The sequence below is a fragment of the Kitasatospora sp. NPDC093102 genome (assembly GCF_040683915.1).
Lineage (GTDB): Bacteria > Actinomycetota > Actinomycetes > Streptomycetales > Streptomycetaceae > Kitasatospora.
This window is the reverse complement of sequence record NZ_JBFBFA010000003.1, coordinates 151430-173282: the sequence shown is the minus strand read 5'-3', so window position 1 is coordinate 173282 and position 21853 is coordinate 151430. Positions and strand designations below refer to the sequence as shown.

At 75.2% G+C, this 21853-nt stretch carries 14 protein-coding genes; 5 read left to right on the top strand and 9 right to left on the bottom strand.

The annotated features are described in order from the left end of the window. Positions 1–144 precede the first annotated feature (144 nt). The 3 genes from AB0O11_RS06455 to AB0O11_RS06445 form a co-directional block, all read right to left on the bottom strand. A complete protein-coding gene (locus AB0O11_RS06455) occupies positions 145–3372 on the bottom strand; it encodes an ATP-dependent DNA helicase (RefSeq protein WP_363382414.1) in 3228 nt (1075 codons plus the stop codon). A 32-nt stretch (positions 3373–3404) separates the two neighbouring features. Further along, on the bottom strand, positions 3405–6725 hold the full coding sequence (locus tag AB0O11_RS06450) for an ATP-dependent DNA helicase (RefSeq protein ID WP_363382411.1): 3321 nt from the start codon (positions 6723–6725) through the stop codon (positions 3405–3407). An 82-nt stretch (positions 6726–6807) separates the two neighbouring features. Next, the gene (locus AB0O11_RS06445; RefSeq protein ID WP_224283397.1) at positions 6808–7176 is read right to left on the bottom strand and encodes an MGMT family protein; all 369 of its coding nucleotides are present in this window, start codon (positions 7174–7176) and stop codon (positions 6808–6810) included. 144 nt (positions 7177–7320) lie between these two features. Between AB0O11_RS06445 and AB0O11_RS06440 the strand changes: the two genes are divergently transcribed. Further along, positions 7321–10089, top strand: a complete 2769-nt coding sequence (locus tag AB0O11_RS06440) for a lysylphosphatidylglycerol synthase transmembrane domain-containing protein (protein WP_363382408.1) — start codon at positions 7321–7323, stop codon at positions 10087–10089. A gap of 81 nt (positions 10090–10170) precedes the next feature. Here AB0O11_RS06440 and moeZ read toward each other — a convergent pair whose 3' ends face one another. The 5 genes from moeZ to AB0O11_RS06415 form a co-directional block, all read right to left on the bottom strand. Continuing rightward, positions 10171–11349: an adenylyltransferase/sulfurtransferase MoeZ gene (gene moeZ, locus AB0O11_RS06435; protein ID WP_363382405.1), complete on the bottom strand. Its 1179-nt coding sequence runs from the start codon at positions 11347–11349 to the stop codon at positions 10171–10173. A gap of 228 nt (positions 11350–11577) precedes the next feature. After that, the gene (locus AB0O11_RS06430) at positions 11578–12588 is read right to left on the bottom strand and encodes an NAD-dependent epimerase/dehydratase family protein (protein ID WP_363382403.1); all 1011 of its coding nucleotides are present in this window, start codon (positions 12586–12588) and stop codon (positions 11578–11580) included. A gap of 155 nt (positions 12589–12743) precedes the next feature. Next, on the bottom strand, positions 12744–13850 hold the full coding sequence (locus tag AB0O11_RS06425; protein WP_363382400.1) for a hypothetical protein: 1107 nt from the start codon (positions 13848–13850) through the stop codon (positions 12744–12746). Beyond that, a complete protein-coding gene (locus tag AB0O11_RS06420; protein WP_363382398.1) occupies positions 13850–15496 on the bottom strand; it encodes a DUF3492 domain-containing protein in 1647 nt (548 codons plus the stop codon). The genes AB0O11_RS06425 and AB0O11_RS06420 overlap by 1 nt, the downstream gene beginning before the upstream one ends. A gap of 486 nt (positions 15497–15982) precedes the next feature. Then, positions 15983–16882 carry an alpha/beta hydrolase gene (locus tag AB0O11_RS06415; protein WP_363382395.1) on the bottom strand — a complete coding sequence of 300 codons (900 nt, stop codon included), beginning with the start codon at positions 16880–16882 and terminating at the stop codon, positions 15983–15985. A gap of 220 nt (positions 16883–17102) precedes the next feature. Between AB0O11_RS06415 and AB0O11_RS06410 the strand changes: the two genes are divergently transcribed. The 3 genes from AB0O11_RS06410 (at position 17103) to AB0O11_RS06400 (ending at position 18585) form a co-directional block, all read left to right on the top strand. Then, entirely contained in the window at positions 17103–17765 is a 663-nt protein-coding gene (locus AB0O11_RS06410; protein WP_363382393.1) for a TetR/AcrR family transcriptional regulator, read from the top strand. Positions 17766–17895: 130 nt separating this feature from the next. Next, on the top strand, positions 17896–18123 hold the full coding sequence (locus AB0O11_RS06405) for a DUF3107 domain-containing protein (protein WP_224285174.1): 228 nt from the start codon (positions 17896–17898) through the stop codon (positions 18121–18123). Between the two features lie 138 nt (positions 18124–18261). Then, positions 18262–18585, top strand: coding sequence for a hypothetical protein (locus tag AB0O11_RS06400; protein ID WP_363382390.1), 324 nt, complete (start codon positions 18262–18264; stop codon positions 18583–18585). 8 nt (positions 18586–18593) lie between these two features. Here the strand turns inward: AB0O11_RS06400 and AB0O11_RS06395 are convergent, their stop codons facing one another. Next, entirely contained in the window at positions 18594–19322 is a 729-nt protein-coding gene (locus tag AB0O11_RS06395; protein ID WP_224285110.1) for a ferritin-like fold-containing protein, read from the bottom strand. A 691-nt stretch (positions 19323–20013) separates the two neighbouring features. Between AB0O11_RS06395 and AB0O11_RS06390 the strand changes: the two genes are divergently transcribed. Beyond that, positions 20014–21853: DEAD/DEAH box helicase (locus AB0O11_RS06390; RefSeq protein ID WP_363382387.1), on the top strand; the 1840-nt coding region annotated here is incomplete at its 3' end.

Genomic DNA, 21853 nt, shown 5'->3' with positions numbered 1-21853 from the left:
TGATGACTGAGGGTTAGGGAATGCGGGCCTCGCTGGCGGCCGGAGCACGGGGGTTGACCGGTTACCGACCCCACAATAGGCGCGAAACGTGCACGACGCACAGGTTTCGGGCACTGGCGCGATGACTTGGATGCTCTGCGTGACTCAATAGTCACTGTTCCCGATCAGGAGCCGTTCCAACTCTTTTCGGTCGGGAAGTCCTGTCGGACGCACGATCCGGCCACTGCGGACGTACAGGAACGAAGCCGTGACCTGCTCGGGATCGACGCCCGCGTGCTCGGCCCAGGCCAGCCGGTAGACCGCGAGCTGCAACGGGTCGGCGGTCTCCTCCCGGTGGGTCTTCCAGTCCACCACTTCGTAGCGTGACGCACCGCCGGATTCCGACAGCACGTCATCTTCCCGGTAGACCGCGTCGATCCGCCCCCGCACCACCCGGCCCGCCAGCACCAGCTGGAACGGCACCTCCACCCGGTGGGGCCTGCGCTGCGCGTACGGGGTGCGCAGGAACGCCTCCTTGAGCCGTTCCAGGTCCTGCTCGTCCTCGATGCCGTCGTCGTCGGCGCCGGGCAGGGCGCCGGGCTCGACCAGCAGCAGCGGCTCGATCCGGGACTGGACCCAGGCGTGGAAGCGGGTGCCGCGCCGGGCCGCCGGCTGCGGCGGGCGCGGCATCGGGCGGGCCAGGTCGTGCGCGAAGCCGTCCGGGTCGGCGGCCAGCCGCAGCAGCTGGGTGGCGGACAGCGCCGCGGGCAGCGGCACGTCCCGCGCGGTGCGCCGGGACCGCTCCAACTCGCCCAGCAGCGCGGTCAGATCGCGGTCCCAGGAGGCGATCTGGCGCTGGTCCTCGGGGGCCGCCTCCTCGGCCTCGGGAGCGGGCGCTCCGGCCACCCGCGCGCGCACCACCTCGGCGACCCGGCGGCGGGCGTGCTGGGCGGCCGGGTCCAGCGGCAGCGGCCAGGGGCGCTCGACGGGTGCGGCCAGTGCCGGGTTCCCGGCGTCCTTCTCCGGCTGCTCGGCCCAGTGCTCGACCTCGCCGGCGCCGGGCCGCTCGCAGTGCTCGCGCAACCGCTCCAGGAAGGCGGACGGGCCGCGGACGGTCTTCTGGCTCGGCCCCCACCAGTGCCCGGAGGCCAGCAGCAGCGACCGCGGCCGGGTGAACGCCACGTAGCCCAGGCGCAGTTCCTCGATGCCGGAGTGCTCGGCCAGCTCCTTCTTGAACGCGGCCATCGACTTCCCGTTCCACCCCCCGCGCACGTCGGGCAGAGTTTCGGCGTCGCCGCGCAGGGCGTGCGGGAGCACGCGCTTGGTGCTCGTCCAGCGTTCGCGCGGGCTGGACGAGGGGAATGCGCCCCGCACCAGGCCCGGGACGGCCACCACGTCCCACTCCAGGCCCTTGGACTTGTGCGCGGTGAGCACCTTCACGGTGTCCTCGCCTCCGGGCAGGCTGCTGTCCAGGCCGCGCTCGTACTCCTGGGCGGCCCGCAGGAAGCCGAGGAAGGCCGACAGTCCCGGGTCGCCGTCGAGGTCGGCGAAGGAGGCGGCGACGTCCAGGAAGGCGTGCAGGGTCTCCCGCCGGCGGGCGGCCAGGGCCTGCGGGGAGGCGGCGAGTTCGACCTCCAGACCGGTGACGGACAGCACCCGGTGCAGCACGTCCATCAGCGGGTCGGCGAGCGAGCGGCGCAGCTCGCGCAGCTCGGCGGCGAGCCGGGCGAAGCGCACCCGCGCCTCGGCGGAGAACGGCAGCTCGTCCGGCTTCCCCTCCTCACCGGACGGGGCGTCGAGGAAGGTCTCCACCGCGTCGGCCAGCGAGACCACCTCGGTCGGGTCGGCCTCGGCGACCGCCGCGGCCAGCGCCTCGACGCCCTCGGGCCGGTCGGTGCGCACCAGGTCGGCGGCCCGGCGGCCGAGCAGCGCGAGGTCGCGCGGGCCGATCCGCCAGCGCGGTCCGATCAGCAGGCGCACCAGCGCGGCGTTGGCGGTCGGGTCCTGCAGCACCTCGCAGACCGCCACCAGGTCGGCCACCTCGGGCAGCTGAAGCAGCCCGCCGAGGCCCACGACCTCGACCGGCACCTCCCGGGCGACCAGCGCGGCGTGGATGTCCGGGAAGGCCGCGCCGCCGCGGCACAGCACGGCGATCCGGCCCGGCGCGGTGCCGGTGCCCACCAGGTGGGCGATCGAGTCGGCGAGCCAGTCGATCTCCTCGGCGTGGGTGGGCAGCAGCGCCGCGCGCACGTAGCCGTCCTGCTCGGCGCCGGGGGCCGGGCGCAGCGCCTCCACGCCCTCGTGCATCTCCCGCAGCGGGGCGGCGAGTTCGTTGGCGAAGGCGAGCAGGCGTCCGCCGCTGCGGCGGTTCTCGCTGAGCGCGTAGCGGTCGGCGGGGCGGCCGTCGGCCTTCGGGAAGTGCCGGGGGAACTCGTCCAGGTTGGCCACGGAGGCGCCGCGCCAGCCGTAGATCGCCTGGCAGGGGTCGCCGACGGCGGTCACCGGGTGGCCGCTGCCGGTGCCGTCCGGGCCGGCGCCGAACAGGCCGGCGAGCATCAGCCGCTGGGCGACCGAGGTGTCCTGGTACTCGTCCAGCAGCACCACCTTGAACTGGCCGCGCAGCAGCCCGCCGACCTCCGGGCGCTGCTGGGCGAGGCGGGCGGCGGCGGCTATCTGGTCTCCGAAGTCCATCAGCCCGGCGGAGCGCTTGCGGCGCCGGTAGTCCTCGACCAGCCGCAGCAGCTCCAGCCGGGCCCGGGCGGTGGCCGGGACGGCCCGCAGGTCGTCGTTGGTCAGCTTGACGGTGGCGAGGGTGTCCAGCAGCTCCTCGTCGAAGTCGCGCAGCATCTGCGGCTCGACCAGGTGCTCGGCGAGCTCGCCGTCCAGCGCGGTCAGGTCGGCGACCAGGTTGGCGAAGGTGCCGGTGAGCGCGGGGAACGGACCGCGGGCGGCGCGCAGGACCTTGGCGGCGAGCTGGAAGCGGGTGGCGTCGGCGAGCAGCCGGACGTCCGGCTCGATGCCGATCCGCAGGCCGTGCTCCTTGAGCAGGCGGCCGGCGAAGGCGTGGTAGGTGGAGATCTCCGGGTCCCCGAGCGGCTCGGCGGCGTCGGCCTCGGCCACGCCCGCGCGCAGCAGGGCGGCGCGCACCCGTTCGGAGAGCTCGCCGGCGGCCTTGTTGGTGAAGGTGAGGCCGAGCACCTCCTCGGGCCGTACGGCACCGGAGCCGACCAGCCAGACGACCCGGGCGGCCATCACCGTGGTCTTGCCGGAGCCGGCGCCGGCCACGATCACGGCCGGCTCCAGGGGGGCGCCGATGGCCGCCATCTGCTCCCGGTTGAACGGGATCCCCAGCAGCTCCTTGAGCTGGTCGGGATGGCTGAGCACGGCGGTCACCCCGCAACCGTAACCGGAGCGGCGGACAACCCTCACTCGACCAGTTGGGCGCCGTCGCGCTGGGCCGAGCAGCTGCGGCGGAAGGCGCAGCGGTCGCAGCCGCCGCCGGTCTGCGGGACGAAGCGCTCGGCGAGGACCTTCCCGGCCGCCTCGGCGAGCAGGTTCTCGATCCAGGGCTCGCCCTGCGGCGGCTCCTGCCGCTGCACCTTCGGGGCGTCCTGGGCGGCCTTGGCGGCGGGCTCGCGCAGGTGGACCAGTTCGGCGCCGCCGGTGTCCGGCGGGTGCGCGGTGAAGCCGGGCAGCTCGTCGAGGGCGCCGGCCCGGACGGCGAGCTGGTACACGGCGAGCTGCTTGTGCTCGGGCAGCGACTTGTCGGTGGGCATCTGCTTGCCGGTCTTGAAGTCGACCACGTAGGCGCGCCCGGCCGCGTCCTTCTCCACCCGGTCCATCGAGCCCCGGATGCGCACCGAGACGCCGCCGACGTCGAGGGTGACGTCGAAGCCGTGCTCGGTGGCGACGAGGTCCCGGCCGCGCTCCAGGACGTGCCAGTTGAGGAAGCGCTCCAGGGCGGCGCGGGCCTCGGCCTTCTCCTGGTGGGACTTCCAGGGGGCGTCGAACGCCAGCGCGTCCCAGACGGTGTCCAGCCGCTCCATGAGCACGGCGAGGTCGGCGGGGGTGCGGCCGGAGCCGACCTCGTCGGCGAGGGCGTGCACCACGTTGCCGAAGCCCTGGGCGGCCGAGCCCGCGCCGCGCGCCTTGACCTCCTTGTCCAGGAACCACTGCAGGGAGCAGCTCTCCAGCTGCTCCAGCCCGCTGCCGGACAGCCGGACCGGCGCGTCGGCGCTGCGCAGCGGCTCGGGGGCGGTGGTCGGGTCGTCCAGCCCCCACCAGCGCTCGGGGTGGGCGGCGGGCACCAGCGGCAGCCCCTCCTCGTCGGTGGCGGCGGCGAGGGTGGCGAGCCGTTCGGCGGCGGCGCGGCGCAGTTCGGGCGAGCGGGCGGGGTCGACGGTGACCGCGCGCAGTTCGGCGACCAGCGCGGCCACCGACAGCGGGCGGCGCGGGCGGTGGGTGACGTCCTCGACGGTGACCGGCGGGGTGCGACGGACCACCTTGCCGGTCCTGGGGTCGACGTCCTCGCGGTAGAGCTCGCGCAGGAAGCGGGACGGCTCGTCGCCGTCGTCGGCGGGGGCCTTGACGGCGGTGACGATCAACCGCTCCTTGGCCCGGGTCGCGGCGACGTAGAAGAGCCGGCGCTCCTCGCCGAGCAGCGCGCCCGGGGAGAGCGGTTCGGCGAGGCCGTCGCGGCCGATCCGGTCGGCCTCCAGCAGGGAGCCGCGGCGGCGCAGGTCGGGCCAGAGGCCGTCCTGGACGCCGGCCACCACGACCAGGCGCCACTCCAGGCCCTTGGACCGGTGGGCGGTCATCAGCCGCACCGCCTCGGGGCGCACGGCCCGGACGGTGAGGGTGTCGGCGGCGATGTCCTGGGCTTCGAGTTCGGCGAGCAGGTCCAGGGCGCTGCGGTGGCCGGTGACCTGCTCCTCGGCCCGGGCGGCGGTCTCGAACAGGGCGCACAGCGCGTCCAGGTCGCGGTCGGCGTTGCGGCCGCCCGCGCCGCCGCGCAGGGCGGCCCGCTCCAGGCGTTCGCGCCAGCGGCGGCTGCCGTCCCACAGCTCCCAGAGCGCCTCCTCGGCGGTGCAGCCGCCGGCCAGCAGCTCGCGGACCTTGCGCAGCAGGGTGCCGAGGTCGCGGGCCCGGCGGGCGTGCGCGGGGTCGAGGGCGACGAGGCGCTCGGGTTCGGCGAGGGCCTCGCGGATCAGCTCGCCGGCCGGGCGCGGGGCGGTGGCGGGGCGGCCGTCGGCGCGCAGCGCGGCGCGCTCCTCCTCGCGCAGGGCCCGGCCGAGGCGGCGCAGGTCGGAGCCGTCGAGGCCGCCGAGCGGGCCGGTGAGCAGGGCGTGCGCCAATTCGGTGGTGAGCGGGTCGGGAGCGTCCGGGTCGCCCTGCTTGTCCCGGGTGGCCTGCTCGGCGCAGACCCGCAGGGCGAGCAGCAGCTGGGCGACGGCCGGCTCCTCGCGCAGCGGCAGGTCGTCGCCGTCGATCTCCAGCGGGACGCCGGCCGCGCCGAGCGCCCGCCGCACGCCGGGGATGGAGCGGGCGCCGGCCCGGACGAGCACGGCCATCTCGCCCCAGGGCACGCCGTCCTCCAGGTGGGCGCGGCGCAGCAGGTCGGCAATCGAGTCCAGCTCGGCGCCGGGGGTCGGGTAGGTGTAGACCTCGACCCTCCCGCCCTCCCGGGAGGGCAGCAGGGCGCGGTGCTGGGCGAGCTTGTCGGCGGGCAGCCGGCCCATCGGCATCCGGCGGGCGACCTCCCGGGAGGCGGCGAGCAGCACGGCGCCGGAGCGGCGGGAGACCCGCAGCACCTTGACCTCGGCGGGGCTGCCGTCGGCCTGCCGGAAGGTCTGCGGGAAGTCGAGGATGCCGTTGATGTCGGCGCCGCGGAAGGCGTAGATCGACTGGTCCGGGTCGCCGACCGCGACCAGGTCGCGCCCGCCGCCGGCCAGCTGGCGCAGCAGCCGGACCTGGGAGGGGTCGGTGTCCTGGTACTCGTCGACGAAGACGACCTCGTAGCGCCGCCGCAGCTGCTCGCCGACCTCGGGGCGCTCGGCGAGCAGCACGGCGCGGTGGACGAGTTCGGCGTAGTCGAGGACGCCGCGCAGGTCGAGCACGTCGAGGTAGTCGGCCAGGAAGTGCGCGGCGGCGGCCCAGTCGGGGCGCTGGACGCCTCGGGCGAAGCGCTCCAGCTCGGCCTCGCCGAGGCCCAGTTCGCGGCTGCGGGCGAGGACGGCGCGGACCTCGTCGGCGAAGCCGCGGGTGGTCAGGCAGGCCCGCAGGTCCAGCGGCCACTCGATGCGGGTGCTGCCGAGCTTGGCGTCCTCGGCGCCGCCGGCCAGCAGTTCGCGGACCATGACGTCCTGCTCGGGGCCGGAGAGCAGCCGCAGCGGCTCGGCGTAGTCCTCCGGGTCCTGGTGGGCGCGCAGCAGGGCGTAGCAGAAGGAGTGGAAGGTGGTGGCCTGCGGGGCGGCGGCCGAGCTGCCGAGCCGGCCGGACATCCGGTCGCGCAGCTCGGTCGCGGCCTTGCGGCTGAAGGTGAGGACGAGGATCCGCTCGGGGTCGGTGCCGTCCTCGATCCGCCGGGCGACCGCCTCGACCAGCGTCGTGGTCTTGCCCGTGCCGGGGCCGGCCAGGACCAGCAGCGGCCCGCCGGCGTGCTCGACCACGGCGCGCTGGTAGGCGTCCAGCACGGGCGGATCGGGCTGGACGAGCGGGCTGCGCACGAGCCGGTAGGGGGAGCTCACGTAGTGGTCCTGAGGTCGAACTGGGGCATGGCGGAGGCGGACCCGCCGGGCCCGCCCGCATCGAGCCTACGATCCTGCCCCGTCAATCCCGCTCGTGTGGCGGTTTCGCCCGGTTCTCCTCGCCGTCCCAGCGGGCCCGCCCGAGGTCGACCCGGGGCGGGTCGGCGAGTTCGCGCAGCGGGGTGCCCTCCTCGCCGTAGTGGGCGAGGGCGCGCTGTTCGTGCCCGGGCAGGAGGCGGCCGTCCGCGCGGATCACCCGCCACCAGGGCACCGAGCCGCCGTACAGTGCCATCACCCGGCCGACCTGCCGGGGGCCGCCCTGGCCGAGGTACTCGGCGACGTCGCCGTAGGTCATCACCCGGCCGGGTGGAATCCGCTCGGTCAGATCGAGCACCAGTTCGGCGAACGGTGGCAGGGCATCCGGAAGACCGTCGTGTGTTACGTCCGTCACCTGCGGCATCCTTCCCTATGGGGGCGAACCCGCGGCACCGTGCGATCGAACCGCCGCGCCTGATTCGCCCCCTGTCCCGCACGGGGGGCCGGGGCATGCCACCATCTTCCGGGGCGGTGAGTGGTGATACGAGGACAAGACCAGATGACCGGGACGGCTGACGTGGGCGTGGACAAGGACTCCGACGAGTCCGCTGCCGCCGTGCCGTCGGCGCCCGGGAACGAGAGCGAAGGCCGGCCCGAACCGGGGCCGACGCCGGAAGTCTCCCTGATCAAGGACCGGACGATCAAGACCCCCGCACCCGCGAAGACCCCCGGACAGCCCGGCCCGCCCCCGGCCGAGACCACCACGGCCCCGGAACCGGCCGCCCCGGAACCCGCGGCCGCCGGCCCGGAGGCCCCCGCCGGCCCGCCCGACGACCACGACGCGCTGGACGACGCCCCGCACCTGGACGTCGACGAGCCGCTGCTCGCCGCCCGCGCGCACCGCCCGTCCGACCTGATCCGCTTCCTGGCCGGCGTCCTCGGGATCGTCGCCGTCTTCCTGCTGGCCGGCATCGCCACCTCGACCACCACCGGCATCGAACAGGACATCGCCACCAACGCACCGCACTTCTCCGCGGTGTTCTCCACCATCACCGGCCTGATCTCCAGCGTCGCGGTGCTCGCGGTCCCGCTGGCCTTCGCCGTCGAGCGGCTGATCAAACGCGACGGCCTGCGGGTCGCCGACGGCGTGCTCGCCTCGGTGCTGGCGTACGGCGTCTCGCTCGGCATCGACTGGTGGGTGGCCGAAGGCGCCTCCGACAACATCCGGGAAGCGCTGACCCGGCTGCCGATGGACAGCAACGGCACCCTCACCGACCCGGTGCACGGCTACCTCGCCCCGGTGATCGCCTACATGACCGCCGTCGGCATGTCGAGCAGACCGCGCTGGCGGATCGCCCTGTGGGTGGTGGTGGTCTTCAGCGGGATCACCGAGCTGCTCGGCGGCTACACCACCCCGCTGTCGCTGCTGCTCACCGTGCTGATCGGCTGGTCCGTCGCCTACGGCACGCTCTACGCGATCGGCTCCCCCAACATCCGGCCCACCGGCCAGCACCTGATGATCGGCCTGCGCAAGGTCGGCTTCACCCCGGCCGGCGCCGTGCGCGCCCCCGACGCCCCCGGCGGCACCCGCCGCTACCACGTCATCCAGCAGGACGGCCCCCCGCTGGACGTGCACATCATCGACCGCGAGCAGCAGGCCTCCGGCTTCTTCTACCGGGGCTGGCGACGGCTGCGGCTGCGCTCGGTCGCGGTGCGCCGCAGTCCCCAGTCGCTGCGCCAGGCGCTGGAGCAGGAGGCCCTGATCGCGTACGCGGCGGCCGCCTCGGGCGCCTGCGCACCGCAGCTGGTCGCCACCTCCGAGCTCGGCCCGGACGCCGCGATCCTGGTGTACGAGAACGTCGAGGGCTGCACCCTGGACGAGCTCGCCGACGAGGAGGTCACCGACCCGGTGATGGCCTCGATCTGGCAGTCGGTGGCCGCCCTGCACGAGCGCCGGATCGCCCACCGCCGGCTCACCGGCGAGTCGCTGCTGGTGGTGGACGAGCGGACCGGCTGCCTCGTCAACCTCTCCGGCGGTGACATCGCCGCCACCGACCTGACGCTGCGGATCGACGTCGCCCAGCTGCTCACCACCTTCGCGCTGCGGGTCGGCCCGGAGCGCGCCGTCGCCACCGCCAACGCGGTGCTCGGCGCCGAGCGGGTGGCCCAGGCGCTGCCGCTGCTCCAGCCGGTCGGGATGAGCCGCTCCACCCGGGTCGACCTCGCCAAGCTCACCAAGGAGCGCAAGGCCGCCGCCCGGGCCAGGGCGCTGGAGCAGGTCGCGGCCGGCGAGCGCACCCAGCAGCAGGCCGAGGAGGACATCGCGGCGGCCGGCGAGGACCTGCTGAGCCGCATCCGCGGCCAGATCCTCCAGATCGCCCCCGAGGCCCCGATGGCCCCGGCCAAGCTGGAACGGCTGAAGCCGAAGAGCCTGATCATGGTGATCGCGCTCACCTTCGCCGCCTACCTGGCACTGACCACCATCAAGCCGGCCCAGCTCAAGCTCTCCCAGCTGAACTGGGCCTGGGCGGCGGCGGCTCTGCTGGCGGCCGCGTTCAGCTACGTCGCCGCCGCGATGAGCCTGACCGGCTTCGTCCCCGAGCGGCTGCCGTTCCGGCGCACCGTCGCGGCCCAGCTGGCCGGCTCCTTCGTGAAACTGGTCGCCCCCGCCGCGATCGGCGGCATCGCGCTCAACACCCGCTACCTGCAAAGGGCCGGCATCCGCTCCGGCCAGGCGGTCGCCTCGGTCGGCGCCTCCCAGCTGGCGGGCCTGGCCGGGCACCTGCTGCTGCTGTTCAGCTTCGGCCTGATCACCGGCAGCCAGACCAACGGCGACCTCTCCGCCTCCCGGGCGGTGATCATCGGCGTGCTGACCGCCGCCGTGCTCGCCCTGGTGGTGGCCGCCGTCGCGCCGCTGCGCCGCTTCGTGCTGGGCCGGCTGCGCTCGCTGTTCTTCGGCGTGGTGCCGCGGATGCTCGACCTGATGCAGACGCCCAGCAAGCTGGTCACCGGCTTCGGCGGCATCCTGCTGCTGACCCTCTCCTTCACCGCCTGCCTGGACTTCTCGGTGCAGGCCTTCGGCGGCGACGTCAGCTTCTCGGCCGTCGCGGTGGTCTTCCTGACCGCCAACGCGGCCGGCTCGGCGATCCCCACCCCGGGCGGCATCGGCCCGGTCGAGGTCGCCCTGATCGGCGCCCTGACCGCCGCGGACGTCTCCCTCTCGGTCGCCACCCCGGCGGTCTTCCTCTACCGGGCGCTCACCTTCTGGCTGCCGGTGCTGCCGGGCTGGATCGCCTACAACGTGCTCCAGCGCAAGAACGCGCTCTGAGCGGCCCCGGGGCGGTCCGGACCTCCCCGCGCAAACGGAAAGGGCCCGCCGGACGGCGGGCCCTTCCGCGTGGAGCGTCGGTCAGTAGACCGGCTTGTGCGGCTCGATCTGGTTCACCCAGCCGAGCACGCCGCCGCCCAGGTGGACGGCGTTGCCGAAGCCGGCCGCCTTCACCACGGCCAGCACCTCGGCCGAGCGCACACCGGACTTGCAGTGCAGCACGATCTTCTTGTCCTGCGGCAGCTTCTCCAGCGCGTCGCCCATCAGGAACTCGTTCTTCGGGATCAGCACCGCGCCGGGGATGTTGACGATCTCGTACTCGCCGGGCTCGCGGACGTCGATGAGGTAGATGTCCTCCTCGTCGTCCTGCCACTGCTTGAGCTGCTGCGAGGTGATGGTCGAACCGGCGGCGGCGGCCTGCGCCTCCTCGGACACGACGCCGCAGAAGGCCTCGTAGTCGATCAGCTCGGTGACCGTCGGGTTCTCACCGCAGACGGCGCAGTTCGGGTCCTTGCGGACCTTCACCTGGCGGTAGTTCATCTCCAGGGCGTCGTAGATCATCAGCCGGCCGACCAGCGGGTCACCGATGCCGGCCAGCAGCTTGATCGCCTCGTTGACCTGGATCGAGCCGATGGACGCGCACAGCACGCCCAGCACGCCGCCCTCCGCGCAGGAGGGGACCATGCCCGGCGGCGGGGCCTCGGGGTAGAGGCAGCGGTAGCAGGGGCCGTGCTCGGCCCAGAACACGCTGGCCTGGCCGTCGAAGCGGTAGATCGAGCCCCACACGTACGGCTTGCCGAGCAGCACCGCGGCGTCGTTCACCAGGTAGCGGGTGGCGAAGTTGTCGGTGCCGTCCACGATCAGGTCGTAGCCGGAGAAGATCTCCATGACGTTGGAGTTGTCGAGGCGCTCCTCGTGCAGCACCACGTTGACGTAGGGGTTGATCTCCTTGACCGAGTCACGCGCCGACTCCGCCTTGGAGCGGCCGACGTCCGACTGGCCGTGGATCACCTGACGTTGCAGGTTCGACTCGTCCACCACGTCGAACTCGACGATGCCCAGCGTGCCGACACCGGCGGCGGCCAGGTAGAGCAGCGCGGGCGAGCCGAGACCGCCGGCGCCGACGCACAGCACCTTGGCGTTCTTCAGCCGCTTCTGCCCCGCCATGCCCACGTCCGGGATGATCAGGTGGCGGGAGTACCGGCGGACCTCGTCAACGGTGAGCTCGTCGGCCGGCTCGACCAGGGGTGGCAACGACACGGGGACTCCGATGGGTCTTGTTCGGGTGGCCAGGGCCAACCTCGGCGTTGGGTTGCTGCTCCGCCACTCGGGTGGCTCTCTAGGCCAACAGTGTCACGCCCCTGCGGTATTCCGAGACAGCCCGTCCGATGGGCGAGATGGGCGGCGCCGGATCGTGGAACCGGCGACAGGGCCCCGGAAGGCGCCCCGGGCCCGTGGTTGACGGGCCCGGGGCACCGCGCGGCGCCGTCACACCCGACAGGCCGTCTCCAGCCAGATGTCTCCCAGCGACTCCTCCAGCGGCACCTGTGTCCGCCATCCGAGACGGTCCCGGGCGGTGCGCACGTCCGCCTGCCGCCACGGCACCGGCTCGCCCGGCACCCCCCGGCCCTCCGGGCGGTGCCCCTCCGGCCGGTGCCCGGGCAGGTGGTGCCCGGGCAGGTGATGGCCGGGCAGGTGGTGGTCGCCACCCGCCGACCCGGCGAGTTGCGCGGGCAGCAGGACCTGCCGGTTCTCCTCGACGATCTGCCCCTCGAAGCCCGAGGCCCGCACCAGCAGCTGGGCCGCGTCCCGGGCCCGGACGGCGTGTCCGCTGCCGATGTTGACGACCCCGGTGGCGGCCGACACCGCGGCCGCCTGGATGGCCCGGGCGACGTCCCGCACGTCCACGAAATCCCGGTATCCGGACAGGTCCGGCATCCGCACCTGGTGCTCGTCCCGCTCCAGCGCCCGCCGCAGGCCCTCGGCCAGCCGCCCGAACAGCGAGGCGGTCGGCGCCCCCGGGCCCACCACGTCGAACACCCGCAGCACCGCCGCGTCCAGCCCGGAGGCCAGCACCAGCTCCGTCCCGGCCAGCTTGGACACCCCGTACGGGCCGACCGGCCGCGGCTCGGCCTGCTCGGAGACCGGCACCCCGCCGGGCACCGGCCCGTACTCGGCGGCCGAGCCGACGTGCACCAGCCGGGCCGGCTCCCGGCTGCGCCGGATGCCCTCGCAGACGGTCGCGACGGCCAGCGTGTTCGCCCGGATCAGGGTGCGCGAGCTGCCGTAGGTGGCGCCCGCGCAGTTGATCACCACCTGCGGCGCGACCGCGTCCAGGAACCGGGCCAGCGCGCCCGGGCTCCCGGTGGTCAGGTCGAAGCGGATGTCGGCCGAGTCGCGCCGGCCGAGCACCGTCACCTGCAACTCCTGGTCCATCAGCAGACGATCGGTGACCCGGCGGCCGATGAAGCCGTCGGCGCCCAGCAGCAGCACCCTCATCGGGGGTGTCCTTCCACGAAGCCAGTTCGGGACGACCTGGCGGACCGAATTCAACGAAGTTCAACGAACGGGACGAAAGCGGGGACCGCGAACCGGACCCCAACAAAGGTCGAACAGGGGTTTGCGACGGAGGCGGACGGTGCTCGACACGGCGCTCAACGGTGCGAGCCGGCCCGGCCGAGCACCGCCCCGGCGTACGCCAGCAGCGCCACCGCGACGGTCCCGCCACCCAGCAGCCAGGCCTCCGGGGCGGAGCGCCCCAGCGCGAGCGGCCCGAGCACCGCGGCGGCCCCGGCGCACGTCCCCGCCGCGGCGGCCGCCGTCCGGCCGCACCGCGCCAGCAGCACCGACAGCACCAGCAGCAGGCCCAGCACGCCTTGCGCCGCCCACTGGGCGAGGCCGGCCCGCTCGGCCGCCAGGTGCAGCAGCCCGTCACCGTGGCCCGGCCAGGGGCGCGGCGCGGCCACGGCCGGCACGGCCAGCGCGGCGAAGCTCAGCGCCCCGAGCACCGCCAGGTACAGGGCCAGCGCGACCGGGAGCACCGGACGCATCCGGGCCCGGAACCCGGCCAGGGTGCCCGCCGCGCCCAGGTGGCCGCGGCCGACCTCCCGGTACCAGCGGGCCGTCCGCTCGGCCGCCCCGGCCGACACCGCCGCCGCCAGCACCAGTGCGACGGCCGGCGGGCGGTCCCCGCCCGGCGCGGCCTGCGGGATCAGCAGCAGCGCGGCCAGGCCCAGCCCGTGGCCCAGCGCCGCCGGGCACAGCCGGGAGCCGGGGCGCGGCCGGGGCGCCGGCACCGGCCCCAGGGCATCCGGCGGGCGGGCGGGCACGGCGCACGGCGGGCCGGGCTCGGCCGGGGTCGGCGCGGTCAGCGCGGGCAGCAGCACCAACGGGACGGCGGCGGACAGCAGCACCGGCCAGTGGGGCCCGAGCGCGGCCACCCCCGCGCAGGGCAGCGCGGCCAGCGCGGCGGCCGTCAGCGCGGCCCGGGTGGCGGCCCCGCCCGGGCGCGGCTCCACCGGCCCGGGCACCGGCAGCCCGGGCACCGGCGGCCGACGGGGCACCCGGGCGTACAGCTCCTCGGCCAGCGAGAACAGGTCGGCGTGCCGGCAGCGGGCGGCGGTGTCCGGGCCGAGCCCGGCCTCCTCCAGCCCGGCGGCGATCTCCAGCGGGTCGACGGCGCGCTCGCACAGCTCCCGGTGCGCCGTCATCACCTCGCGCACCGGGTCCGCGCTGCTGCCGAGCAGGGTGACGCCGGACATCAGAGGGCCTCCGCGAGTTCGGCCGTCCGCTGCCCGGCCGGCTCCCGCACCCCGGTCCGGCCGGTGCCGCCGCACTGCTCGTCGCCGGAGCCGCCGCCGTCCGCCGGAGCCTCCTGCGCACCGCCGCGCGGACCGTCGGCCGGCCAGTACTCGGCAGGGCGGGCGAACGGGCGCGGCACCGGCCCGTCCTCGCCGCCGCCCCCGCCGCCGGGGAAAGCCGGGTACAGCGAGACCAGCTCCAGGTAGATCTCCCGGAAGGCACCGATCACCGGCTCCACGGCGAAGCGTTCCTGCGCCCTCAGCCGCCCGGCCAGCCCGAGCCGGCCCCGCCGCTCCTCGTCGCGCAGCAGCGCCAGGCAGGCGCCGGCCAGGGCGCGTGGATCGCGGGCGGGCACCAGCAGCCCGGTCGGCCCGACCACCTCGCGGGCCACCCCGGCGTCGGTGGAGACCACCGCCCGGCCGCTGAGCATCGCGTCCGCGAGCAGCCGGGGGCTGCGCTGGGAGAGCCCCGAGAAGACCGCCACCGTGCCCGACTCCCAGGCCCCGGCGAGCGAGCCGGGCCGCCCGGCGAAGTCCACCGCCTCGGCCACCCCCAAGCGTTCGGCCACCGCCGCGCAGTGCGCCCGGTAGCCGGGCACCACCTCCTCGCCGTACACCACCAGCCGGGCGGCGGGCAGTGCGGCGCGGACCCGGGCGAAGGCGTGCAGCGCGAGCTCCGGGTCCCGCCCCGGCTCCAGCGCGCCCGCCCACACCAGGACCGGCGCCGCGGGCTCCGGCCCGGCGGCCGGGCGGTCGACCGCCGGCGTGCCCTCGTACACGACCCGGGTGCGGGCCGGGTCGGCCCCGCAGCGGCGCTGCCACTGCTGGTCGTGGGCACTGCCGGGGGTGAGTATCGCGGCCTGCCGGTAGGTCTCCTCGGTGAGCGCCCGGAAGAAGGACAGCAGCAGGGCCCGGACCGGCCACCGGTACGGCGCCTCGCGGTAGCCGAGGTACTGGTCGCGCAGGTGCAGGCCGTGCTCGGTCACCACGAACGGCACCCCGTGCAGGTGCCGGGCCACCAGGGCGGGCAGCGCGGCCGGGCCGCCGCCGACCACGTGGCACAGGTCGACCGCGCCGAGGCCGCCGGGACCGGTGCCGTACCAGGGCGCGGACAGCGGGCGCAGGCACTGCTCCAGCAGGTCCGCCGCGACCAGCACGTCGCACACCAGCGGCTGCCCGGCCGCGGTGTCCACGCCGGGCAGCCGCCAGATCCGCTCCAGCAGCCGGCGGGCGTGCGCGGAGGCCAGGAAGGCGGGCAGCGCGCCGTCCTCCCGGGCGAGCGCCGCCAGCCGGTACAGCCCGGGGCCGAAGCCGGCCCGCTCCCCGGGCAGCACGAGTGCCCGCACCAGTTGTTCGTACGCTCCGGCGTACCGGCGTCTGCGCAGCGCGCCCGGCGCCCGGCCGCCCGGCCTGCGCCCCCACAGCGCCAGCTCGTACGCGCCGCGCCGGGCGGGCGACGGCCGCTCGGGCCCCGCGCCCTCCGGGCCGGTCAGCAGGTACAGCTCGAACCCGTGCTCCGGCAGGCCCTCGGCCAGCCGGTCGCACCAGCCTCCGGCGCCACGCTGGGGATGCGGACGGGCACCCTCGGTGAGCAGGGCAACGCGCACGGGAGACCTCCAGGGCAGAGCGGATTCGCTGGGCGGGATCGCGGACGGATCGACGGATTTCCGGACGGCCCGGGCAGTCGCCCGGGGCGCCCCCGCACGGCGGCGGGGACGGTCGGGGCCGGGGAGTCCGGTCGCCCGGGCCGGCGTCGCGGGTGACTGCGTGCGGCCCGCCGGCGGCCCGGTCGCGAACGCGCCGCGTTCCGGTCCCCCGGGCGCCCGCCCGCTCCGACGGTCGGGCCCGACCCGCCGGGCCCCTCGGCCGCGGCCGCCCTCCGGTTCCTCCGGCGGCCGCGACTCCCCCACACCTGTTCGGTCCGACAGCAGAAAGGTAGGACCGGCCCAGGCCGATCCATCGGTCACATGCCTGCCTGCCACCTGATCGAGTGAACCGCCGTGACCTCGGCCCGAGCCGGACCGTTACCGGGCGGCATGCCCGGTCGCCCGCGCGGCCCCGCACGGGCGCACGCCCAGCCCGCAGGGGCGCGCTCAGCCCTCGGTGTGCGCGATCAGTTCCCGCACCGCCCGGGCGACCGCCTCGGGGTGCTCCATCATCGCCACGTGCCCGGACTCCGGCAGCACCAGGAGCCGGGCGTCCGCGAAGGCCGCGCAGGCGCGGCGGGCCGAGCGGTAGGAGACCAGCTTGTCGCGCAGCCCGTAGACCAGCAGCACCGGCGCCTCGACCTGCTCGGCCTGCCGCCACAGCGCCTGGTCGCCGCGCTCGGTGTACGCCGAGACGATGCCGCGGGCCGAGCCGACCAGCGCCTGCATCGCGTGCGGCACCTCCAGTCGGCGTCGGTACTCGGCCACCGCGAGGGCCCGGGTCGCCGGGCTCAGGCTGTCCGGGTCGCCGTAGACCAGCCGCAGCAGGTCCTCGGTGGCCGCCTCGACGTCGCGCCCGCCCGTGGACCGCCGGCGCAGCAGCGCGGGCACCCCGGGCACCGCGAGCAGGGCGGTCGGCCAGGCGGAGCGCTGCGGGGGCAGCTCGGGCAGGGCCGGGGAGACCAGGGTGAGGCTGCGCACCAGGTCCGGGCGCAGGGCCGCCAGCCGGACGGCGACCGCGCCGCCCAGCGAGTTGCCGAACAGGTGGACCGGGCCGCGGCCGGAGGCCTCCAGGTAGCCGATCACCGCGCGCACGTGCCCGGAGACGGTGAGGTTGCCGTCGGTGGGCGGGTTGGAGCGGCCGAACCCGGGCAGGTCCACGGCCTCGCCGTCGACCTGTCCGGAGAGCCGGCCCATCAGGGCCTCCCAGTTGGCGGCGGAGCCGCCGAGGCCGTGCACGAAGAGCCCGGGCTCACGCCCGTCGGCGGCGCCGTCGACGGGGCGGTGCACCGCGAGCACCGCGCCGGGGACCTCGACCGTACGTACCTGCTGCTCAGCGCTGCTCATGGTGGACGATGGTAGTGAGCCCCGGTCGACCGCCCCGAGGTGGTCCGGCCGTCGGCCGCCTCCGTCACACCACTGCCGAGGCCGAGGTCAGCGCCGTATTGTGGGCTCCTGACAACCAGGCCGATCGTCTTTTCTCGCCTTCGCCGAACGCGGGCGCGGTTACCGAAAAGTAGAATCGGCCATCTTGCCAGCCGCGAACAGACCCGAAGTGAGGAGCGCCGTGACGGCCATCCAGGAGGCGCAGGAGCGCCCGCGCGGTGCCCGCCTGCCGCGAAGCGCCCGCCGTGAACAACTGCTCGGTGCCGCCCAGGAGGTGTTCGTCGCGCAGGGCTACCACGCGGCCGCCATGGACGACATCGCCGACCGCGCCGGGGTCAGCAAGCCGGTGCTCTACCAGCACTTCCCCGGGAAGCTGGAGCTCTACCTGGCGCTGCTGGACAAGCACTGCGACGCCCTCGTCGAATCGACCCGCGAGGCCCTGTCGACGACCACCGACAACAAGCAGCGGGTGGCCAACACCATGGAGGCGTACTTCAACTACGTCTCCAGCGAGTCCGGCGCCTTCCGGCTGGTCTTCGAGTCGGACCTCACCAACGAGCCGGCCGTGCGCGAGCGGGTCGAGCGGGCCTCCGAGGCGAGCGCGACGCTGGTCAGCAAGGTGATCCAGGAGGACACCGACCTGCCCGAGGCGGAGTCCAAGCTGCTCGCCGCCGGGGTCTGCGGTCTGGCCCAGATCACCGCCCGGTACTGGCTCTCGCAGGGCCTGGAGATCCCCCGCGACGAGGCGGTGCGGCTGGTCGCCAGCCTGTCGTGGCGCGGGCTGAAGGGCTTCCCGATGCACTCGGGCGAGCAGCCCGGCGAGGGCACCGCCCACCAGGGCTGATCCGCCGACCTTCGCCTGGCCGGTGATCCGGTGCTCTATGGTGAAGCCGTACGGCGCGGTCGCCGCGAACGCTTGTCCAGGCGGTCGGGTGGCCGTGCGTGGAGGCTGCAACCCCGGAGGGACGGAAGCCGTGGAGGTCAAGATCGGCGTGCAGAACGCGCCGCGCGAGATCGTGATCGAGAGCTCGCAGACTGCCGATGAGGTCCAGAGCGCGGTCGCGAAGGCGCTGGAGGGCTCGGAGAAGATCTTCGCACTGTCCGACGAGCACGGCCGCCGCATCATCGTCCCGGCCGAGCGCCTGGCGTACGTGGAGATCGGCGAGCAGGCCGCCCGCAAGGTCGGCTTCGGCACCTCCTGAGGCGCCGTCGCACAGGATCGTCCGGTGCCCCGTTCCCGCGAGGGAGCGGGGCACCGTCGCGTGTACGGCCAGGCGGGGCGGGGTACGGCGAGGGTGCGGCGCCGGTGCCGCACGCCCGTCCCCCGGGAGGCAGCCTTGATGGTCGAGTCGATCGCCTTCGCCCTCGTCGGCCTGGTCACGGGCTGCACCGCCCTGCTGGTCCTGCCCGGGTACTTCCGGGCCACCCGGTCCCTGACGCTGGGCACCGCGCTGGCGGCGGCGCTGGTCGGCGGGGTGGTCGCACACTTCGGCGTGGACGGGCGCCAGCCGGCGGTGTCCGTCGCGGCCGCTGCGGTGGCCTCGGGCGTGCTCACCTCGCTGCTGGCCCGGCCGGACCACGCCTCCGGGCGCGCCCCGGCGCACCGGCACCACCCGCACCGGCCCGGCACCCACCGCGCTTCGCGGCGGCACCGGGCGGCCTGAGCGCCGTCCTAGGAGGCCAGGCCGAGGGCGGCCATCCGCCTGGTGTGCGCCTCGGTGATCCGGTTGAACATCTTGCCGACCTCGACCAGGTCGAAGCCCTGCACCTGGACACCGCCGACCAGCAGGTTGGACAGCGCGTCGCGCTCGGCGACCACCCGCTGGGCCTGGCTGAGCGCCTCGCCCATCAGCCGCCGGCCCCACAGGGCGAGCCGGCCGCCGGCCCGCGGGTCGGCCTCGATCGCCTGGCGGACCTTGTCGACGGCGAACTGGGCGTGGCCGGTGTCGGACATGACGCTCAGCACCAGGTCGCGGGTGTCGTCGTCCAGCCGGACGGCCACCTCGCGGTAGAAGTCGGTCGCGATGGCGTCGCCGACGTAGGCCTTGACCAGGCCCTCCAGCCAGTCCGCGGGCGCCGTCATCCGGTGGAACAGCTCCAGCGGCTCGACGAAGGGCCGCATCGCGTCCTGCGGGTCGGCGCCGACCTCGGCGAGCCGGTCGTGCAGCCGCTGGTAGTGCTGGAACTCGGCGGAGGCCATCCGGGCCAGCGCCGCCTTGTCGGCGAGGTCGGGCGCCATCTTGGCGTCCTCGGCGAGCCGCTCGAAGGCGCTCAGCTCGCCGTACGCGAGCGCCCCGAGCAGGTCGAGCACGGCCGCCCGGTAGCCCGGGTCGGCCGAGCACGCGGCCCAGTCCCCGATCGAGCCGGCCGCCGCGTCCTGCGTCTCACCATGGGTCTCCATGACCCGCAACCTTAGTCCCGCCCGCCCGGCTCCCCCACCACCAGGCGCGCCCGGGTGACCGGCCGGACCGGCCGGTCCGGTGGCAGTTGCCGGGGGCAATGTCAGACGCGTCACGTGTTCGAGTCGTCGGCTGACTGTATGGTGGTACGGAGCCCGTCGTGTTCGCATGGTGTCACCGCCGTCTCGGTACCCGCGCGAGCCCTCCGTGGCGGCGCCGTCCAGCCGGACGTGTCCGCACCGGAGGCACGGGTACTCACGTACGCGGATGCCCGGTCGGAGAGCCGATCGGCTCCGACCATGGCTTGGACTTCAAGCCTTGGCACCGCATCAGTGGCCGAGCGAGGGCCGCCGAGACCACGCCCCGAGGCGGAGGTCCCGCGCAGGTCCCTCACGGGAACTCTCCCCGACGCCGCCGGCGACGCGCCCCGCACCAGGGCAGCGCGCACCGGCCGGCCGCAGGGACCGGCGCGGTTGTGCGTTCGCGCAGCTGTAACAGGGCCGCCCAGGCCCGTAGGCAGCCGCGCGGCTGCCCGCCCGCCGCTCGCTCTCGGCCCCTCCACACGGAAGAGGCAGCACCCTGTCCACCACCACTGAACCCATCAAGACGACCTTCCGGGAACTGGGGATCCTCCCGGAGACCGCCGAGGCGCTCGAGTCCGTCGGCATCGTCCACCCCTTCCCCATCCAGGAGATGACCCTCCCGGTCGCGCTGACCGGCCACGACGTCATCGGCCAGGCCAAGACCGGCACCGGCAAGACCCTCGGCTTCGGCCTCCCGCTGATCGAGCGGGTCGTCGTGCGCGCCGACGTGGACGCCGGCCGGGCCACCGAGGAACAGCTCTCCGACTTCCCGCAGGCGCTGATCGTCGTCCCGACCCGCGAGCTGTGCACCCAGGTCACCAACGACCTCCAGACCGCCGGCAAGGTGCGCGACGTGCGCGTCCTCGCCGTCTACGGCGGCCGGGCGTACGAGCCGCAGGTGGAGGCGCTCACCAAGGGCGTCGACATCGTGGTCGGCACCCCGGGCCGGCTGCTCGACCTGGCCGGGCAGAAGAAGCTGAACCTGTCCAAGGTCCGCGCGCTGGTCCTGGACGAGGCCGACGAGATGCTCGACCTGGGCTTCCTGCCCGACGTCGAGAAGATCATCACCATGCTGCCGGCCAAGCGGCAGACGCTGCTGTTCTCGGCCACCATGCCGGGCCAGGTGATCAGCCTCGCCCGCCGGTACATGAGCCAGCCGACCCACATCCGGGCCGCCGCCCCGGACGACACCGGCGCCACCGTCGCCAACATCGAGCAGCACATCTTCCGTGCGCACTCGCTGGACAAGGTCGAGATGGTCTCGCGCATCCTCCAGGCCGACGGCCGCGGGCTGGCGATGATCTTCTGCCGCACCAAGCGCACCGCGGCCGACGTCTCCGACCAGCTGACCCAGCGTGGCTTCGCGGCCGGCGCGGTCCACGGCGACCTCGGCCAGGGCGCCCGCGAGCAGGCCCTGCGGGCCTTCCGCAACGGCAAGGTCGACGTGCTGGTCTGCACCGACGTGGCGGCCCGCGGCATCGATGTCGAGGGCGTCACCCACGTCATCAACTACCAGTGCCCCGAGGACGAGAAGACCTACCTGCACCGGATCGGCCGCACCGGCCGGGCCGGCGCCTCCGGCACCGCCGTCACCCTGGTCGACTGGGACGACATCCCGCGCTGGCAGCTGATCAACAAGGCGCTGGACCTGCCGTTCAACGACCCGGAGGAGACCTACTCCACCTCGGCGCACCTGTACGAGCTGCTGAAGATCGCGCCGGGCACCAAGGGCATCCTGCCGCGCTCGGAGCGGACCCGCGCCGGGCTCAACGCGGAGGAGGTCGAGGACCTCGGCGAGACCGGCGGACGCGGCGCCCGCCCGGGCCGTGGCGGTCGCGGTGGGCGCGGCGGCCAGGGCGGCTCCGGCCGTCCGGGCGCCGGTGCCGCCCCGGCCGAGACCGAGGAGCAGAAGCCGCGCCGCACCCGTGAGCGCCGGCGCACCCGCCGGGGCACGGCGGTCGGTGCCGAGGGCGAGGCCGCTGCCGCCGTGACCGAGGCCGCCGTGGTGGCTCCGGCCGTCGAGGGCGCCGAGGGCGAGGCCGCGCCGCGCCGTCGTCGCCGCCGCTCGCGCAGCGGTGCCGCGGTGGCCGAGGCCGCGGTGGCGGTGGCGGTCGAGACGGCTCCGGCCGCCGAGACCGCTCCGGTCGTCGAGGCCCCCGCCGAGACGGTCGCCGAGGCTCCGGCCCCGGCCAAGAAGGCCACCCGGACCCGCACCCGCAAGCCGAAGGCGGAGACCGTCGAGGCCCCCGCCCCGGCCGCCGAGACCGTTGCCTCCGAAGCCGTCGCCGCCGAGGCTCCGGCCCCGGCGAAGAAGGCCACCCGGACCCGCACCCGCAAGCCGAAGGCGGAGGCCGCCGAGGCCCCCGCCCCGGCCGCCGAGACCGTTGCCTCCGAAGCCGTCGCCGCCGAGGCTCCGGCCCCGGCGAAGAAGGCCACCCGGACCCGCACCC

Bases quoted from the DNA above. Each gene is read 5' to 3' on its own strand.
- AB0O11_RS06440 (WP_363382408.1), top strand. From the start codon at position 7,321: ATGACCGGGACGGCTGACGTGGGCGTGGACAAGGACTCCGACGAGTCC.
- AB0O11_RS06430 (WP_363382403.1), bottom strand. From the start codon at position 12,588: ATGAGGGTGCTGCTGCTGGGCGCCGACGGCTTCATCGGCCGCCGGGTC.
- AB0O11_RS06425 (WP_363382400.1), bottom strand. From the start codon at position 13,850: ATGTCCGGCGTCACCCTGCTCGGCAGCAGCGCGGACCCGGTGCGCGAG.
- AB0O11_RS06415 (WP_363382395.1), bottom strand. From the start codon at position 16,882: ATGAGCAGCGCTGAGCAGCAGGTACGTACGGTCGAGGTCCCCGGCGCG.
- AB0O11_RS06400 (WP_363382390.1), top strand. From the start codon at position 18,262: ATGGTCGAGTCGATCGCCTTCGCCCTCGTCGGCCTGGTCACGGGCTGC.
- AB0O11_RS06395 (WP_224285110.1), bottom strand. From the start codon at position 19,322: ATGGAGACCCATGGTGAGACGCAGGACGCGGCGGCCGGCTCGATCGGG.